Below are 17050 nucleotides of genomic sequence, written 5' to 3'. Positions count from 1 at the left end.
AACCATTCATTGCCTGGTGGCCTCGTCCAGCGCCAGGTTGAGCGCCAGCACATTGACCACAGGCTCTCCCATCAAACCGAGTTCGCGGTCCTCGACGTGGCTGTCGACAAGGGATTTGACCCTGGCTTCATCGACGCCCCTGGCCCTGGCCACCCTGGCGACCTGGAAATAGGCGGCCTCGGGGCTGATATGCGGATCGAGGCCGCTGCCTGAAGTCGTGACCAGATCGATCGGCACCGGCTGGTTCGGATTTTCCCCTTTCAGCCTGTCGGCATCGCTCTTGACGCGGTCGATCAGCTTGGCGTTGGTCGGCCCGAGATTCGAGCCGCTCGAAGCGGCGGCGTCGTAGCCGTCGCCGGCAGCCGACGGCCGGCCATGAAAATAGCGCTCGCTGGCAAAAGCCTGGCCGATCAGCTCGGAGCCGACGAGCTTGCCGTCCCTCTCGATCAGGCTGCCATTGGCCTGGCGCGGGAACAAGGCCTGGGCGATGCCGGTCATGCCGATCGGATAGATCAGGCCGGTCAGGATGGTGAAGAAAACGATCATGGTGATCGCGGGTCTGATTTGCTTGAACATGGACTTGATTCCTTATGCGAGGCCCAACTTTTTTATGCGAGGCCCAGCGCGGTGATGGCCAAGTCGATCGCCTTGATGCCGACGAAGGGGACGATGATGCCGCCGAGGCCGTAGACAAGAAGGTTGCGGCTGAGCAGCGCGCCCGCCCCGATCGCGCGATATCTGACGCCTCTCAGCGACAGCGGGATCAGCGCGACGATGATCAGTGCGTTGAAGATGATAGCCGAGAGAATGGCGCTCTGCGGCGTTGCCAGATGCATGATGTTGAGCGCCTGCAGCGGGCCTGATGTCTGCCCCGGCGCAATGTAGAAGACGGCGAATATGGCCGGGATGATGGCAAAATACTTGGCCACGTCGTTGGCGATGGAGAAGGTCGTCAGCGAGCCGCGCGTCATCAGCAGCGCCTTGCCGATTTCCACGATCTCGATCAGCTTGGTCGGATCGCTGTCGAGGTCGACCATATTGCCGGCTTCGCGCGCGGCGACCGTTCCGGTGTTCATCGCGACGCCGACATCGGCCTGCGCAAGGGCAGGCGCATCATTGGTGCCGTCGCCGCACATGGCGACGAGCTTGCCCTTGGCCTGTTCGTCGCGGATGAGCTTCAGCTTGTCCTCGGGCGTCGCCTGGGCCAGGAAATCGTCGACGCCGGCCTCCGCCGCGATCGCCGCCGCCGTCATCGGGTTGTCCCCGGTGATCATCACCGTGCGGATCCCCATCTTGCGCAGTTCGGCGAAGCGCTCCCTGATGCCGCCCTTGACGATGTCCTTGAGATGGACGACGCCGAGCAGGCGTCCGTCGCGCTCGACCGCAAGCGGCGTGCCGCCGGATTTGGCGACGTCGTCGGCGATCGCCTGGAGGTCGCGGACGGTGTCGCTGCCGGGGCGCGTGCCATGCGTAGCGACCGTCGACTGATTGACGAACGCGAGCACCGAATCGACCGCGCCCTTGCGAACCGAAGAGCCATCGATGTCGACGCCGCTCATGCGGGTTTGTGCGGTGAAGGGCACGAAAGCGGCATGCAGTGCTGCCATGTCGCGGGCACGGATGGCGTATTTCTCCTTCGCCAGCACGACGATCGAGCGGCCTTCCGGCGTTTCGTCGGCAAGCGAGGCCAACTGCGCCGCGTCGGCCAACTCCTGCTCGGTGACGCCCTTGACCGGGCGGAATGCCGTCGCCTGGCGATTGCCGAGCGTGATCGTGCCGGTCTTGTCGAGCAGCAGCGTGTCGACGTCACCCGCCGCCTCGACCGCGCGGCCCGACATCGCCAGCACGTTGAACCGCACCAGGCGATCCATGCCGGCGATGCCGATGGCCGAAAGCAGCGCGCCGATCGTCGTCGGGATCAAGGTGACGAACAGGGCGACGAGGACGGTCACCGAAATGGTGCCGCCCGAATAGGCGGCGAAACTCGGGATCGTTGCCGTCGCCAGCACGAAGATCAGCGTCATGCCGACGAGCAGGATGTTGAGCGCGATCTCGTTGGGCGTCTTCTGGCGCGCAGCGCCTTCGACCAGCGAGATCATGCGGTCGAGGAAGGTGTGGCCGGAGGCCGCGGTGATGCGCACGCGGATCCAGTCGGACAGAACCTGCGTGCCGCCGGTCACCGCCGAACGGTCGCCGCCGGATTCTCGGATCACCGGAGCCGATTCGCCGGTGATCGCCGCCTCGTTGACCGAAGCGACGCCTTCGATCACCTCGCCGTCCGACGGAATGATGTCGCCGGCCTCGACGAGCACCACGTCGCCGACCTTCAGGCTGGTGCCTGGCACCAGCTTGAACCTGGTGCGGTCGTCGCCGCTCAACAGCTTGGCCTGGGTCTCGGTGCGAGCCTTGCGCAGCGAATCGGCTTGGGCCTTGCCTCGGCCTTCGGCGACCGCTTCGGCGAAGTTGGCGAAAAGCACGGTGAACCACAGCCAGATGATGATCTGCAGCGAGAAGCCGAGATCGCCGCCGCCGGTGACGAGATCCTTGACGAACAGGACTGAGGTGAGCGCCGAGACGACGGCGACGACGAACATCACCGGATTGCGCATCAAGGTGCGCGGGTTGAGTTTCCTGAAGGCGCCGTCGACGGCGGGCAGCAGGATACGGGCATCCATGATGACAGCGGATTTGGACTGGCTCATTTGGTGGCTCCAGTATCGAAGTTGTTGACCGGTCGATCATCTGCCGAAAGCAGATGCGGCAGCCCGGAGGCCAGCAGCCAGACCACGATCATGACTGCCGCAATGCCGAAGAACGTGGACAAGGTCGGAAAAGGCGGCGGGGTCGGGAAAGGAGGCGGGGTTGCCCCTTTCCGATCGTCTCGATGCCGAATCTTGCGACGTATGGATTTGAGCCAGGACATGACATTGATCCAAGGTGGGACGGTTCAGAAAGTCTGCCCGTGGATGCCGGCCAGGTGCTCCACGATCGGTCCGACTGCCAGCGCCGGGAAGAAGGTGAGGCCGCCGACGATTAGAATGACGCCGACCAGCAGCCCGACGAACAGCGGCCCGTCGGTCGGAAAGGTGCCGGCGGAGGCGGGCACCGTCTTCTTGGCGACCAGCGAGCCGGCGATCGCCAGAGCCGGGATGATGACCAGGAAGCGGCCCATCAGCATGCCGATGGCAAGCGTGACGTTGTACCAGGGCCTGTTGCCGGTCAGGCCGCCAAAGGCCGAGCCGTTGTTGGCGGCAGCCGAGGTGTAGGCATAGAGAACTTCGGAGAAGCCGTGCGGGCCGGCATTGGCCATCGAAGCGACGCTGGTCGGCAGCACCACCGCGATGGCGGTGAAGATCAGCATCGCCAGCGGCAGGCAGAGAATGGCGACCATCGCCATCTTGACCTCCTTGGCCTCGATCTTCTTGCCGAGGTATTCGGGCGTGCGTCCGACCATCAGTCCGGCGACGAAGACGGCGATCACGATATACATCAGGATGCCGTAGAGACCGGCGCCGACACCGCCGATAATGACCTCGCCGAGCTGCATGTTGATGATCGGGATCATGCCGCCAAGCGCTGTGAAACTGTCATGCATGGCGTTGACGGCGCCGCAGGACGCGGCGGTGGTGATCACCGCAAACAGCGCCGACAAAGCGATGCCGAATCGCGTTTCCTTGCCTTCCATGTTGCCGCCGTCGATGCCCAGCGCATGCACCAGCGGATTGCCTGATGCTTCCGCCCAGTAGCAGACGGCAACGCCGGCGATGAACAGGACGCCCATTGCAGTCAAGATCGCCCAACCCTGGCGCTGGTCGCCGTTCATGCGGCCGAAGACGTTGGTTAGCGCCGCACCGATGGCGAAGATCGAAACCATCTGGATCAGATTCGAGATCGCGTCCGGGTTTTCGAAGGGATGCGCGGCATTGGCGTTGAAGAAGCCGCCACCATTGGTGCCGAGCATCTTGATGGCGATCTGCGAGGCAACCGGCCCGACCGCGATCGTCTGCCGCGCGCCCTCCAGGGTTGTGGCGTCGAGATAAGCGCTGAGCGTCTGCGGAATGCCGAGATAGACATAGACCAGCGTCAGCACGATGCAGAGCGGCAACAGCAGGTAAAGGGTGCACCGGGTCATATCGACCCAGAAATTGCCGATCGATTTGCCGGAGGCCTTGGTGAAGCCGCGGATCAGCGCGATTGCGATGGCGATGCCGGTCGCTGCGGACAGGAAGTTCTGCACGGTGAGGCCGGCCATCTGCACGAGATAGGACATCGTGCTTTCACCGCCGTAGTTCTGCCAGTTGGTGTTGGTCATGAAGCTGGCGGCGGTGTTGAAGGCGAGCCCGGGTTCGACGGAGCTCATGCCGGCCGGATTGTAAGGCAGGCTGCCTTGCAGCCGTTGCAGGGCGTAGAGCACCAGGAAGCCGGCGAGGTTGAAGAACAGCACGGCCGCCGCATAGGTGGTCCAGTGCTGTTCCTCACGCTCGCTGGTCCCCGAGATGCGATAAAGGCTGTGCTCGACAGGACCCAAAATCGGCGAGAGGAATGTGCGGTCGCCGCTGAAAACGCGATACATGTAGCCGCCGAGCGGCTTCACCAGCAAAACGACGATCCCGCAATAGACGAGGATCTGCATCCACCCGTTGAAAGTCATCGAAATAGCCTTCCGTGCCTGCGCCAGTTGCCGTTAGAAACGTTCTGGGCGAATGAGGGCGTATGTCAGGTAGACGAGAAGGAACAGGGTCACAGCGCCACCGAGGATATAGTCGACAAGCATGTTGCGGTCCTTCCGCCTAAAGACTGTCGCAGGCTTTGACGAAGGCGAAGAACAGGGCGAAAAACAAAAACCCTATCCCGAGAACGATGATGTCCATCGGAGCTGTTCCTTATTTTCGTTTTTGCACTGGCTTGCCTGCAGCCGGGCAGCGTTGAAGTCATATGAAGACACTCTGTCGCGATGATAATGGCGACCGAGATGTGTCCTTCCCGACGGAATATGGATCCAAACCCCATAAAGGTTCGAGACGTGGCGAAGAGGAAAGAAATAAGAATCCTATAAAGGATTTGCCGTCGCGGCTCTCAGCGCGGCGCTCAAAGACAAGCCGTGCGGCGGGGCGAAGCCGCCGAAAATCAGCGATTTCGCGTATAGATCACGGCATAGTCGTCCGCATACGCCCGCTTCCAGCCGAGTTCATCGAAGAATGGGATGGGCTGTCGTCCAGCGTGCGAATGGCTGGCGGGTGCGAAGCTGATGCGGGAACGAGGGCGGACTCGCTCCGCCAAATCGGCTGCTCAACCTTCGGCCTTGAAGTTCTTGGCTTCCTTCTCGACCTTGGCGCTGTCCTTGCCGTGCTTGCGCATCAGATCCTTCGCCTGGTTGGGCGAAACGTCAGTTGTCTCGGCCAGGCGCAGGGCCTCCTTGTCGTCCGGTTCGCGTTTCTTCCGATCGGCCATTGCGGTCCGTTTGTCAGCCATCACAATGCCTTTATGCTCTTGGCGATTTCGTTCAGCACCTTGCGGTCGGTGCCGTGGCGCTTGATCAGCGTGCGAGCCTGGTCGGGAGTGATGCCGGCTTCCTCGGCGAGATGCCTCACCTCATAGTCTTCGTCGCCGGCTACTTGTGAGCGATCGCGGTTGTCGGTCTTGGTCTTGTCGTCTGGCATGGCAGTTCTCTCCTCACTTAGAGGCTGTTTGGAAAGTCTACTCCGGCGGCCATCTGATGGCGTTTTCTGCGCTTCCGGTGCTCACGGACCCGAACGTCCGCTGCGCTCCGGTTCTCGAAACCACCACCATATGACTCGCCGGAGCGACTTTCGAAACAGTCTCTTGGACCTGGAGCATAACGGCGGAGATTTCGTGAGGTTCCTTAATGCATGTCGCCCAAAAGTGCGCAGCGGTTTTGGGACAACGACATGCATAAACAGCAGCAATGCATGTCGCCCAAAAGTGCGCAGCGGTTTTGGGACAACGACATGCATAAACAGGAGCAATGCATGTCGCCCAAAGCTACGCAGCCGTCTTGGGCAACGACATCCCTAAAATCAAGAACCAAAAGCACGTGGCATCGAGCTCTTCAGACGTGGCGCGCCTTAATGCCGGCCTTCGCGCACAAACACATGGGCTTCCTTGGCTGCCGCCGTGACTGCCCGCCGCGCAGTCCCAACCGCCCGCCGCTGCTCCATCGCATCCATCATGGCTTTCAAGGCCGCGCGATATTTCGGCCCGCGCTTTTCGTTTGGCCATTTGTCGACCAGAAGCGAGGCCGCCTGGACCGTCCTCGTCACAGAAAGCCGGCGTCCGGTGCGTTCGCTCTCGATCGTCACCGGAACGTCGAATTGTTCATCACGCATTGCCGCCACTCCTCGACTCCAAGGACAGCAACGGCGCAGCGGAGTTATTCGTTCCGACAGCGAATGGCGCGATCCATCCCGATCACAATTCATGGTTACGGAGTGGCTTATGTCGCCAGTCTCATTTTAGACAGTGCGCAAGCCAATTGCGGGCCGGGCGATGTGCATCAGCGGCACCGATGGTCGAACACGATCCCCATGGTCCTGCCAATTGCGGTCATGACGATAAGCTCGACCAGTTGGTCGTCGCTGTCCGTACAAGCTGGGCCTGCCCGGCGGATGGTATCTATTGCGGCTCTGGTCGATATGGTGTCGCCGGCGCGGAATTTTGAAAGCGCAGATGAAACGAGTTCATGGGCCGGCAAATCAACGACAGGCGCTCTCGAAACGATGTCCATTGGCCTCCTCCGCCATGAACTCTCTGCCACGAGAATAATACGCCGAATGGTGGTTTTCGCCAGCGAAATTGTGGTCCGACCAGAGGCCAATCGGACACCAATCGGACTGGGACAGCTAGCTTTTTGCAGGGCTCAGCGCGATGCTGCCGACTTCGATTTCTCTCTGCCTTTCGCAGCTGGCTTGACCCTTATGCGCATCGCTCCACCCTCGGGATGATCGATCTCAAAGGCATTGGTCTTGCGCACGAGATCGCTCAGCTTTCGAAAGCCGAAGGTCCTGGGATCGAAGTCGGATGCCAGATTGGCGAGCTGATTGCCGACAATGCCGAGCGGCACCCAGCCGTCCTCGGTTCCCATCTGTGAAATGACCCTGGTGATGATCGGCGTCGCGGCGCTGGGCGGCTGCAAGGACTTCGTTGGCGCCGCATCGTTCGCGTTGGCTGGCGCAGTCGGCAGCAGGTTCTCGGTGTATACGAACCGGCGGCAAGCCTGCCGGAAACTCTCCGGCGTCTTCTGCTCGCCAAACCCATAAACGTCGATCCCGTGCTCCCTGATGCGAGCGGCTAGGCGGGTGAAATCGCTGTCCGACGACACCAGGCAGAAGCCTTCGAACCGCCCGCTGTGGAGAAGGTCCATGGCGTCGATGACGAGCGTGATGTCGGATGCGTTCTTGCCGGTGGTGTAGGCGAATTGCTGCTGCGGGATGATCGCATGCTTCGACAGCACGTCGGCCCATGCCTTTGAGCGGGTGCTGGAGAAATCGCCGTAGATGCGACGGACGCTTGCCTCGCCGATCTTCGCGATTTCCTCGAACAAACCGTCGGCAATCTTGGCCGAGGTATTGTCCGCGTCGATCAGCACTGCAAGCCGTGGAGAACGTGGTTCGGTCGGCAAGGTGAGCCCCTGTTTTTGGCTGCGCACCAGAGACATATGGTGCAGCGGCGCCATGCGAAACCTTTTTATCGAGATGCGACTGATGTCGTCATCGAGATTCGACTGACGTCATCTACTTCTCCCGATACAAGATCATGCCGGCGTGGTGCAGCACGCCGTCGATGAACGTTCCGTCAGCGGTAAAGCCGGTGTCGTCCCAGTACTCGATGTGATTTCCCCGGATCTCATAGCGCCCCTGGTATGCGCTGTCACGGTTCCCGCGCGCTTCGTCATAGCGACCATTTGGAAGCAAGTTGTGGCGGATATGGCCATCCGCCGTGACCCACATCCCGACATAGGAGTGGCTTGCCGAAGCTGGGGTAACGGAATTCTGCGCGATATTCATTTGGGCAAAACCTTTCTGTGCGGATAAGCCGGCCGCGCCGGCAACAAGCACGGCAGCGGCAAGTATGGAAATCTGTTTCATAGGACTACTTGCTGGCTGTCGGCCGGATGACGATCTCGTTCACGTCGACATCGTCCGGCTGTTCGATGGCAAAGCGCACGGCACGGCCGATCGCGTCGGGCTGCAGCGCAATGGCGCGATAGGTCTTCATCGCTTCCACTGCGATCGGATCGGTGATCGTGTCGGCGAGCTCGCTCTCGACCACGCCGGGATGAATGCAGGTGACGCGGATGTCGTCGTGCTCCTGCCGCAAGCCATCGGAGATGGCGCGGACCGCGTATTTGCTTGCGCAATAGACAGCGGCTGTCGGCGATACCGAAAGCGCGCCGATGGAGGCGATGTTGACGACATGGCCGGAGCCTCGGGCCGTCATCTGCGGCAGCACCGCAGCGATGCCGTAGAGCACGCCCTTGATGTTGACGTCGACCATTCGGTCCCATTCATCGACCTTCATCGAGATCATCAGCGACAACGGCATGACGCCGGCATTGTTGACGATCACATCGACGCGTCCCCAGGCCTGGCGCGCCGCATCGGCAAAGGCGGCGACATCGTCGCGGTCGGTCACGTCCAGGCGGCGTGTCATTGCCGCCCCGCCCTTTGCCCTGATCTCTTCTGCGAGCGCGTCCAGCCGACCGGTGCGGCGCGCACCCAGCATGACCTTTGCTCCTGCGGCACCGAGCTCCCGGCCGATGGCGGCGCCAATGCCGCTCGAAGCCCCGGTGATGAGCACGACTTTGTTGAGGGACATGTTCGGTCTCCGTCTGGTTGATCCTTGAACCGCCATGCAGCGGTTGCCACGAAGATGGATCTGTTTCACTGTAGCGATAAGACGACCATTCGTTTACAGCGTCGAAAGCACAGCTAACCAATGCAGCCGGATCTCAATGCGCTTGCCGTCTTCGCCCTCGTCGCCGAGGAGCGGAGCTTTCGCGCGGCTGCGGACCGAATGGGCGTCACCCGCTCGGCGGTGAGCCAGACGATGAAGCGGCTGGAAGAGACGCTCGGTATCGCGCTGGTCCAGCGCACGACGCGAAGCGTCAGCCTGACCGAGGCTGGCGAACGCCTCTACGCCGAGATAGCGCCCGCCATTGCCGACATGCGCGCCGCAATGGAGAGCACCGGGGACCTGCGCGGGCGTCCGCGCGGGCAGCTGCGGCTCGCCGTCTCGTCGATCGCCGAGCGCTTTCTTTCAGGGCCGTTCCTGGCGGCCTTTGCCGAAGCCAATCCCGAGGTTCAGGTCGACATCACGGTGACGGACGAGGAATTCGATATCGTCGCCGAGGGATACGATGCCGGCGTCAGGCTCGGCGAGGTGATCGAGCAGGACATGATCGCGGTGCCTGTCGCCGGTGACGAGCGGCAGCTGGCCGCCTGCGCGCCGGCCTATCGTGATCGGTTTGGCGAGCCGTCGCATCCGCAGGAACTCGCGGGCCATCGCTGCATTGGCTGGCGCCGCGCCCCGAAGGTCGCGCCCTATCGCTGGGAATTCGCCGAGGACGGCAAGGAGTTCAGCGTCGCGGTTGCGCCGGAGATCACGACCAACGACATGGCGTTGATGATAAAGCTGGCCATTGCCGGCGCCGGCATCACTTTCGGCATGGAGGAAAGCTTTCGCCCGTGGATCGCTCGGGGCGAACTGGTGCCGGTTCTCGTCGACTATTGCCCGCGCTTTGCCGGCTTCTACCTTTATTATCCGAGCCGTCGCAACGTCGCGCCGAAGCTGCGCGCGCTTGTCGAACACCTGCGGCGTCCTGACTAGCGTTTTCCACGCGACGATTGAACCGAAATCGCTTTCCGGCCGCCCGCTTCGGGACGGGAGTCCAGATCGTCAAACTCCGCTGTGCGCACCCGGTATCTCGACGTTGCATTTATATTAGTGTGAGCGCATGTTTTCATCAGCCGGCGCAAGCCGGTTAGGCCCGGTGGCCAGCCGGTCACCCCCAACAGGCTGCCGGGCCGCCTGCAACGGCTTGGGAGGACATGACATGCCGAAAATCTCGGAACTCTTTTTCAAGACAGCGATCGTCTTTCTTATTCTGGGAATTGCAGCCGGCCTGCAAATGGCAATTTCAGGCAATCACGGCGCCTACCCGGCTCACGCACACATCAATCTCCTGGGATGGGTAACAAGTGCAATATTCGGTGGGTACTACGCCCTGAACCCGACAAAAGCCGCCCGCACTATCGCAATGGTCCATTATGGCGTCTATAATTTTGGCCTGGTGGTGATGTTGCCGGCCCTCTACTTGATGCTGCATGGAAATCCGGCGCTTGAGCCGATCGTCGCCACCGGCTCGATGATCGTCGCTGCCAGCGTGCTCATCTTTGCCTTCGTGGTTTTCTCCGCCGAAACGGCGCGCTCAGTCTCGGGAATGCCTGCGGTTCCACGCTAAACGATGTCAGGATATTGCTGAGCCAACAAAAGGCTCGCGGCACCTCTGAGAGTTTGGTCATCATTGTGCCGGCAATGCCTTCGCGGCAGCGGTCAGAGTTGCCCGATCGTTGCCGTGCTTGCGGATCAGCTCGCGCACCTGCTCCGGCGTGATGTTGTTCTGCAGAGCGAAAAAGTTCACCTCATAATCATCGTCCGCCGATATCTTGTTGCGGTCGCGAAAGTCGCGTTTGTTTTTGTCGTCTGCCATATCGCACGTCCTTTTAGAACTTTATCATATTCACTATGGCTAATATACGCCGATGACCTAGACTGGGTTCCATGCGCAGGCGGGCAGATGCCGGCACCGGCCGGCTAGAGTTCATTCCCCCGATGGAACCCAGGCTGGCGGCCATGCCGCCCGAGGGTGACGACTGGATTCACGAGATCAAGCTGGACGGCTGCCGCGCCCAGGTCATTATCAACAGCCCCGAGGATATTCGCGTCTATACCGAGACCGGCAAGGACCGGACGCGTCAGTACCTGGGCATTTTGGAAGCCGCGGCGGAGCTTGAGGTGAAAAACGCCATCATCGACGGCGAGGCGGTCGTCACCGACACGGCCGGCATGCCCGACTTCAACGCGCTCCAGAACGCCCTCCACGAAAACCCCTATGGGATGTACCTGTGCGCATTCGACATTCTGCACCTCAACGGCCATGACCTGCGCGACATCGGCTGCAAGGCGCGGCGCGAAATTCTCAGCGGTATCATCAAGCCGCACAGCCGGATTCGGTTCAGCGAGGCCCTGCCTGGTGACGCGCAGTCGCACTTCCACCTCGTCGAGGAGGTCGAGCTTGAGGGCATTGTCTCAAAGCGCGCCGACAGCAGATATTGCAGCGGCCTGACCTCGGACTGGCTGACGACCAAGAGCTTCACGGTCGATGAATTCGAACTGTTGGGCGTCGAGCGCCAGCCCGGCGAGGCAGCCTTCGCCCTTTTGGCACAGCCCGGCACCGGGAAATATGTCGGTTCTGCCCTGATCAGCCTCGGCCGCGACATGAAGGAGCGGCTGTTCAAGCGGGTTCGGGAGCACGCCGGGCCGCCGCCGGAGGCGATGAAGAAGCGGCCGGGGACACAATGGCTCAGGCCCGGGGTAAATCTGCGCATCAAGCATCTTCGCGGCGACCACAGCCAGATACGCAACGCGTCGCTGCTGGGTTTTAGTGACGAGGAGTAGTGCGCTTTGCCTGCGTCCTTTGGGTGACGGGCGCTTCGGCGCCGCAGCCAGAAGGACGTCGTGACCTGGTTCACGCGGCTGGCCAACGACTGGCTGCCCAAACCTTCATCCTTGGCCGCACCAGCGCTTCGCCGTCAATCAGCCGAAGCAGGAGCCGTATGCCCCTTGCCTTGATTGGGCTCGTCGGATCTGTGTGGGGCGCTCGGCAATGGGTGTGCCCACCGCTGTATTATGCGATTATGCGACGATTGAGCCCGCTGCGGACATGCCCGGCTGGGCGGCAACCAGGCCGCGAATTGGCCGCAATGTCCCGGTTCAACTGTCTGCCGTGGCTCATGCTATCGCTGAGGTGCGTGAAGTATGAAGTATCTGTTGTCTCTGGGCATTGTGCTCTTTTCGGTACCTTTATCGGCATCGGAGATCATCCTGGAGCAGGTCACATTGCGCCGAGGGATGGAAGGCGACACCAGGCAGTCGGGAGCCTTGGACGATCCGAAAACCTACAGCAAAAACAAGGTGTACCGTGAGGAAAAGGAGCCCGCAGCGCAAGCTGGCGTCGAGATAGACCAATTCCTGGATGATTACTATGCGAAAGGATTTCGGAAGGAATCTGGAGCCAACAGAGCAGTGCACTACCTGCTATTCCACAATTCAATCTCGGCACCGCAGTGCAAGAGGGAATATTTGATCCAGCGGGTAAGGCAAACCAAGATATATTATCAAAAGAACAGGAAGATTGTCGGTAAAGCAGTCAAGTATCTTGTGGAGGGTTTCAAGCTGAACAGCTACGGGCACACCAAACGCGCCGACCGTCATAGACAGCTTCATTTTCTGGGGGACGTCCAATCGAGAAAGACTGTCGTCGACATCGAGGTCGGTTGCGGCGAGGTGCCTAGCGTGGCCGATGGTTTGGCTTGGCCTTTCGAGCAGAAAATCCTGTTTAAAGAGCTGCAGGATTATTCCAGCAAACCCGGCCTGTACGACAAGGTCAGCTTCGAGTTCTCGCGGTCCTACAGCTTTACCTCGGAATTCGACCGGAATGGACACAAGATAACGTTGCCGGATTTTCTTAGGTAAGCTTCCTCGAAGCGACCTTGCTGCCTTCCCGGCTGAAGCAGCTGATCTGAGCCGTGCCCGGCTTTCCTTTCAGCCGCCGCCGGCACTCGAAGGTTTTCTACCGTGACGTGCACCTTTTTGTCTTCTTCTGTTCCCGCAACCCGTTGCCCGCTGCCTCACGGTGGCGGGGCCTTTTGATGGGCACACCGGAACCAGAGCTTGGCGATCCGGTTAACTGGACATGCCAAACAAGATCAAAGACCCGCCACCGAAGCCTGCCCCGAAGAAGACACCTGTCCGTCGTCCCGACAAGGAAGCATCGCCGGAGCCTGAACATGTGGACCCGCCGCCACGAGACGTGCGCGAGGCTCCGGCACCAAATCCAAACGGCGATAGGACGGGCCCAACCGGCCAGCAGTAGGCGAGGCAAGCAACTGCGGGAACGGATACATTTTTGTCAGCAGACAACGCTGCCCCATTCCATAGCGCCTCTCCGAACTGTTGCTTCGGTGCTATGGTGTTCCTGCATGATCAGACTGCAAGGATATCAGGCATGCCCGAAATCACCCGCCGTACACTTCTTGCGTTCACCGCCGTAGCCTCGGTCGTTGAACCGACGTTTGCTGAAGGGGAAGGTGCCTCGCGCGAATTGCAGGCGCTGATTGGAGCCCATGAGGCGGCCTATGTCGCGCTCCACAGGGTTGTTCATCGAACGGACAGCGGCAGCCACGACCGCAAGAGGGCAGACCGGATGGAAGAGGAAGCATTGCTGGCCATCTGCTCCTATCCTGCGATCAGTCGAGGCGACCGCCGAGCCAAGGCCGAGTACCTGTTAGCCACTGAGGCACGGGGCGAACTTGACCTGGAAGAGCACATGCAGGCCATCCTGCACTCGATGATGCGTGGCTGATACCATTGTCACCGGCAGCCACCGCAATTCGATGGCTCCAGCGCGTTCAATGGAAAGCGGATGGTTCTGCGGCTCTCCTGGACTGCTCGGCCCGACGATGTGGGTGCCGTACACGTGGGAGAGCATCACATCGAGCCCTTGAGACCGGTTCGAGGCGCAGCCGCCGGTATCTACCTACGCGGCGCGTCGTTGAGCGAGGTGGAAACCCGAACGGGCTCGACGAGGCTCGACGGCGGTCACGATGCTGTGGTGGTGATCGCAGTACACGCGGTCAGGCGAAGTTGGCCCAGCACAAAAGCGGTGACCGCCGGGCACTGACCGATCTTCGCGAACCGGGAAGCGGCATTGACAACTGCCCAGCTTGATGAGGGGGACGTCACTTGTTGGCAGTCTGGTATTTTCAGGCATGATGTCTTTCTGGTTCCTAAAGGTTGGCCGTACGTCATCGCCATGATCCAATAGTCTGGTTTCCACCGTGGAGGGCAGCGACTGCGTCGGGCGAGTTCATCTCGCTTGGCTGGCTATGGAACACCATGTGGTGTCGGGAACTGCTTCAAGCAATTGCTTGCGGCTAGAAGCCACACCGCCGCTGATGGGTGTCTCAGCGTCAAACCGTGAAGGCGAGAGCCCTGTTCCATCAAAGTTTAACGACTGGGAAAGCGCACTGGAAAGCAAGTGCGGTAACTGTTGATTCAACCGTTGCTGGTAATTCTAGAGGAGTGTGGAAGCGGCTCCGACAGTGAGGCGGGGGAGCTGGATTGCCGGAGCCGCCTGCGCAATCCCGGGTTGGGGTTTGACCGCGCCGTCCTATTCTGGGACAGCGCGGTCAACGATTCGTTAAAATTGGAACTAATTAAGCGCATGCTAATTGAAATCGCGGTTTTGCGAGTCAATGCATGACCAGTGTCGCCGTGGGAAATGATTAGCTCGTTGTGTCGATAGCTGCGCTCGTGCCACCGTTTGGTCAGCGCGGCGAGGTCGGCATCGCAAAGTCTTGAGATGAAGGCCGGAGAGCCTGTCACAACAGCCTCTTGCTCAATAGCCTCTTGTTCAATCAGGTGTACTTCATCTTACTCCCTATCCAAGGAAATTGGATGGCCGCAGGCCCCGCTTTCCGGAAAGCAAAACTGGGAGCGGATTTTTCCAATGTTTTCCCCGGTGTGGGAATTCCCACAGCCGAGCCTGGTTCGACTGGCATATCCTTGTTTGCAACATCCAGGCCCGCCGGCTCGTGTTCAAGCCGGCGAAGGGAAAGGGAACGGTCATGAAATTCTTGGCTCCCGTCACAAAACTTGCTGCGGCGTTTCGCAAATTCGCCGCGCCGCGCTACCGGCCGGAGCTTTATTATATGCGTGGCCCGGGGCCAGCCACCGCCCGCCATGCGGGCACGCACGCCGAGCGAAAGGCTCTGTTATCGGCAACGGACCAGTTGAGCCGTTTACCCGATGGCGTCCTTGGCGACATCGGCATCTCTCGTGACGAAATCATGTGCGCTTTGCGAAGCCGCGCCACCCGCCCTGCGGAGGCCTTTGCCCACGCCCGCTCTCCCCGAAGAGAGAATGACGCCATTCCGGGCGAGAGTCCAGAAGCTGCGGTAGTGGGTCATTTTGAAATTGCGGAGCAGGGCCATCATTGGCGGAATGAACTCAAGCCGGCCGAGTCCGGCACGCACTGGTTTACGCACGGGGCCACAATCACAGAGCCAGGCTGTCACCCCTTACGCCCCGCAATGGGTCAATAAGTCTGGCACCGTACTTGCCTGGTAAGATATGGGGTGGGGTGGAGGCCCGTCGCTTCGCAAATGTAGCGGCGGGTCTTCTGCATACGGGTCGCGCCTCGCCTACGCGCTGCCGTCCGTCTCGCTTTCCTCGTCGATCGCCCGGACCGGCAGATAGGCGTTGGTTTCCAGCCATTCGCGCAACACGATCTGGATGAGTTAGTAGGGAAATGTGGCGGAGAGAGCGACCGCCATCGCCAGATTTTATAATAATAATTTCAACTACTTAGCTGTTTTTTCAGAGCAGGAGCCGGATCCGAAACCAGAGCAAAAGTTGGCTCGCAATCTCGCGTTTCGCTGAGGTGTGACGCCGCTTGAATAGGGTTAAATGTCGCCGCCCCTTGTCGAATAGCCGTTGCCCTCGGCGCGACTAACAGAGAGTCAATCGGCCATGGCGAGGTGATAGCCTTCTACAATGTCGCGCATGTCGGGATCGGTCTCGACAAGCTTGCGCCATTCGGCAGCAAACGTTGGCGAGGCCTTCCACGCGTCCAATTCCCATTCACAAGATGTAATCGCTTCCACGGGATTGCCGCCGCGCTCTGTGAAATAGCCTTTGACGCAATCGCGATAGCTCGCCATTGCGTCGCCAGCCGGCTTTGATCGAGCCGGCTGATCAATTGCTGCGTTGACGCGGTCTGCGAGACCGTTCATCCCTATCAGCATGATGACAGGCAAGGCGCAAAGGCCGGCCAAGAAACCAACGACAAGACCGGCGAAAAAACTTAAGCATTGTCGGACTCCTGATAAATCGGCTTGGCGGCGATCCACAGAGGCCGCTGGCGCGACACGTTTGGTGTTAGCAGCCGTGCAAGTTACTGTCCCGCCACGACTTGCCCCGGAACGCCAAGCTCTTGCGCCGTCGGCCGCCTTTTTGCTGTCCGTTGGTGCGGTGGTTGCGATGATGCCAGCGACGTTGAAGACTTCTTTGCGCCGGGGGCATCCTGTCGCCAACCCTGCAACGTCATGCAGTTTTTGATGAATCGCTGTTCGGCAATGGCATTATCTAACGCATTGCCAAGCGCCGCGCCGGCAACATAACTCGGCGACCCGATTGCGATGTATCCTTGATGGACGCTGGGTGCGAGCATATTGCACTTGGCTTGCGCATATTCCAGCGGCGGTCCCGCCATGTACTGCGTGTAGGTAGCAGTCTGACACCCTGCGATGGCGAATACTGACCCAACAGCCAGTAAATTAATAGCTCTCATATTCCAGCACCCCAATTATTACTGCCCTTTGCAGAAGCCGGGATATGAGATTGACCTTACCGCCGGTTTAAGATCACGAGGGCCAGTCGAGATTGCCTGAAAAGGTGCTTAAAAAAGCTATACTGAACGTTGGCAGTGTGCCCTTTTCCGTCTTCATTTGCATCGGCCGCGCAGATGCCGACATCGGTGGCGCCCCAATGCAAATCGCACAGCACGGCGACAGCAACGCCGACCTGTACTAACCAGACTTCCCCGGGAAGGGCACCTCTAAGCCCCGAGCTCAAAGCCCTGCCCGGGCCTTCCTTCAAACAGCAATCCGCAGGCTAGAGCACGTCCCGTGATCGATGAATCGATTGTGATGTGACGACGAGCTTCTCCGGTGATTCAACATCCACCTTG

At 60.3% G+C, this 17050-nt stretch carries 20 protein-coding genes; 6 read left to right on the top strand and 14 right to left on the bottom strand.

From position 1 onward, the window contains the following. Positions 1–6 precede the first annotated feature (6 nt). The 12 genes from kdpC to AC0L2A_RS17380 all read right to left on the bottom strand — a co-directional run bounded on the left by kdpC (position 7) and on the right by AC0L2A_RS17380 (position 8835). A complete protein-coding gene (gene kdpC, locus AC0L2A_RS17435; RefSeq protein ID WP_473609825.1) occupies positions 7–576 on the bottom strand; it encodes a potassium-transporting ATPase subunit KdpC in 570 nt (189 codons plus the stop codon). A 32-nt stretch (positions 577–608) separates the two neighbouring features. Further along, complete coding sequence (kdpB, locus tag AC0L2A_RS17430) at positions 609–2702, bottom strand: potassium-transporting ATPase subunit KdpB (protein ID WP_473609823.1); 2094 nt, start codon at positions 2700–2702, stop codon at positions 609–611. Beyond that, entirely contained in the window at positions 2699–2923 is a 225-nt protein-coding gene (locus AC0L2A_RS17425) for a hypothetical protein (protein ID WP_473609822.1), read from the bottom strand. The genes kdpB and AC0L2A_RS17425 overlap by 4 nt, the downstream gene beginning before the upstream one ends. A gap of 24 nt (positions 2924–2947) precedes the next feature. After that, complete coding sequence (gene kdpA, locus AC0L2A_RS17420) at positions 2948–4651, bottom strand: potassium-transporting ATPase subunit KdpA (protein WP_473609820.1); 1704 nt, start codon at positions 4649–4651, stop codon at positions 2948–2950. A 33-nt stretch (positions 4652–4684) separates the two neighbouring features. Next, positions 4685–4774 (bottom strand): K(+)-transporting ATPase subunit F, encoded by a 90-nt coding sequence (locus AC0L2A_RS17415; RefSeq protein ID WP_023797479.1) that lies wholly within the window; start codon positions 4772–4774, stop codon positions 4685–4687. 515 nt (positions 4775–5289) lie between these two features. After that, the gene (locus tag AC0L2A_RS17410) at positions 5290–5472 is read right to left on the bottom strand and encodes a hypothetical protein (RefSeq protein ID WP_036262205.1); all 183 of its coding nucleotides are present in this window, start codon (positions 5470–5472) and stop codon (positions 5290–5292) included. Then, complete coding sequence (locus AC0L2A_RS17405) at positions 5472–5660, bottom strand: DUF3606 domain-containing protein (protein ID WP_023797481.1); 189 nt, start codon at positions 5658–5660, stop codon at positions 5472–5474. Before AC0L2A_RS17405 ends, AC0L2A_RS17410 begins: the two co-directional genes overlap by 1 nt. Before the next feature lie 426 nt (positions 5661–6086). Continuing rightward, complete coding sequence (locus AC0L2A_RS17400) at positions 6087–6347, bottom strand: DUF982 domain-containing protein (RefSeq protein WP_473609819.1); 261 nt, start codon at positions 6345–6347, stop codon at positions 6087–6089. Between the two features lie 167 nt (positions 6348–6514). Next, entirely contained in the window at positions 6515–6745 is a 231-nt protein-coding gene (locus tag AC0L2A_RS17395) for a hypothetical protein (protein ID WP_027153036.1), read from the bottom strand. Between the two features lie 132 nt (positions 6746–6877). Then, complete coding sequence (locus AC0L2A_RS17390; RefSeq protein WP_287329956.1) at positions 6878–7639, bottom strand: NYN domain-containing protein; 762 nt, start codon at positions 7637–7639, stop codon at positions 6878–6880. A gap of 112 nt (positions 7640–7751) precedes the next feature. Continuing rightward, positions 7752–8024, bottom strand: coding sequence for an Atu4866 domain-containing protein (locus AC0L2A_RS17385; protein ID WP_473609887.1), 273 nt, complete (start codon positions 8022–8024; stop codon positions 7752–7754). An 85-nt stretch (positions 8025–8109) separates the two neighbouring features. Then, the gene (locus tag AC0L2A_RS17380; RefSeq protein ID WP_473609818.1) at positions 8110–8835 is read right to left on the bottom strand and encodes an SDR family oxidoreductase; all 726 of its coding nucleotides are present in this window, start codon (positions 8833–8835) and stop codon (positions 8110–8112) included. A gap of 120 nt (positions 8836–8955) precedes the next feature. Here AC0L2A_RS17380 and AC0L2A_RS17375 point away from each other — a divergent pair, with 120 nt between their 5' ends. Together AC0L2A_RS17375 and AC0L2A_RS17370 are read left to right on the top strand one after the other, a co-directional pair. Continuing rightward, positions 8956–9846 (top strand): LysR family transcriptional regulator, encoded by an 891-nt coding sequence (locus tag AC0L2A_RS17375; RefSeq protein ID WP_473517566.1) that lies wholly within the window; start codon positions 8956–8958, stop codon positions 9844–9846. A 226-nt stretch (positions 9847–10072) separates the two neighbouring features. Then, a complete protein-coding gene (locus tag AC0L2A_RS17370) occupies positions 10073–10480 on the top strand; it encodes a hypothetical protein (protein WP_091595630.1) in 408 nt (135 codons plus the stop codon). Positions 10481–10540: 60 nt separating this feature from the next. Here AC0L2A_RS17370 and AC0L2A_RS17365 read toward each other — a convergent pair whose 3' ends face one another. After that, on the bottom strand, positions 10541–10729 hold the full coding sequence (locus AC0L2A_RS17365) for a DUF3606 domain-containing protein (RefSeq protein ID WP_091595632.1): 189 nt from the start codon (positions 10727–10729) through the stop codon (positions 10541–10543). A 122-nt stretch (positions 10730–10851) separates the two neighbouring features. On the opposite strand from AC0L2A_RS17365, the gene AC0L2A_RS17360 reads away from it, so the two are divergent. From AC0L2A_RS17360 to AC0L2A_RS17345, 4 genes are all read left to right on the top strand, one after another. After that, a complete protein-coding gene (locus AC0L2A_RS17360) occupies positions 10852–11697 on the top strand; it encodes an ATP-dependent DNA ligase (protein WP_473517567.1) in 846 nt (281 codons plus the stop codon). Between the two features lie 360 nt (positions 11698–12057). Next, a complete protein-coding gene (locus AC0L2A_RS17355; protein WP_473609817.1) occupies positions 12058–12774 on the top strand; it encodes a hypothetical protein in 717 nt (238 codons plus the stop codon). 532 nt (positions 12775–13306) lie between these two features. After that, positions 13307–13663 carry a hypothetical protein gene (locus AC0L2A_RS17350; RefSeq protein ID WP_473609815.1) on the top strand — a complete coding sequence of 119 codons (357 nt, stop codon included), beginning with the start codon at positions 13307–13309 and terminating at the stop codon, positions 13661–13663. A gap of 1264 nt (positions 13664–14927) precedes the next feature. Further along, the gene (locus AC0L2A_RS17345; protein WP_473609891.1) at positions 14928–15404 is read left to right on the top strand and encodes a DUF1127 domain-containing protein; all 477 of its coding nucleotides are present in this window, start codon (positions 14928–14930) and stop codon (positions 15402–15404) included. A 417-nt stretch (positions 15405–15821) separates the two neighbouring features. Here AC0L2A_RS17345 and AC0L2A_RS17340 read toward each other — a convergent pair whose 3' ends face one another. Continuing rightward, entirely contained in the window at positions 15822–16394 is a 573-nt protein-coding gene (locus AC0L2A_RS17340; RefSeq protein WP_473609814.1) for a hypothetical protein, read from the bottom strand. Positions 16395–17050: the final 656 nt, after the last annotated feature.

It is taken from the genome of Mesorhizobium sp. WSM4844, assembly GCF_055811775.1.
The sequence above is the reverse complement of the archived record's forward strand: the minus strand, read 5'-3'. Positions and strand labels throughout refer to the sequence as shown.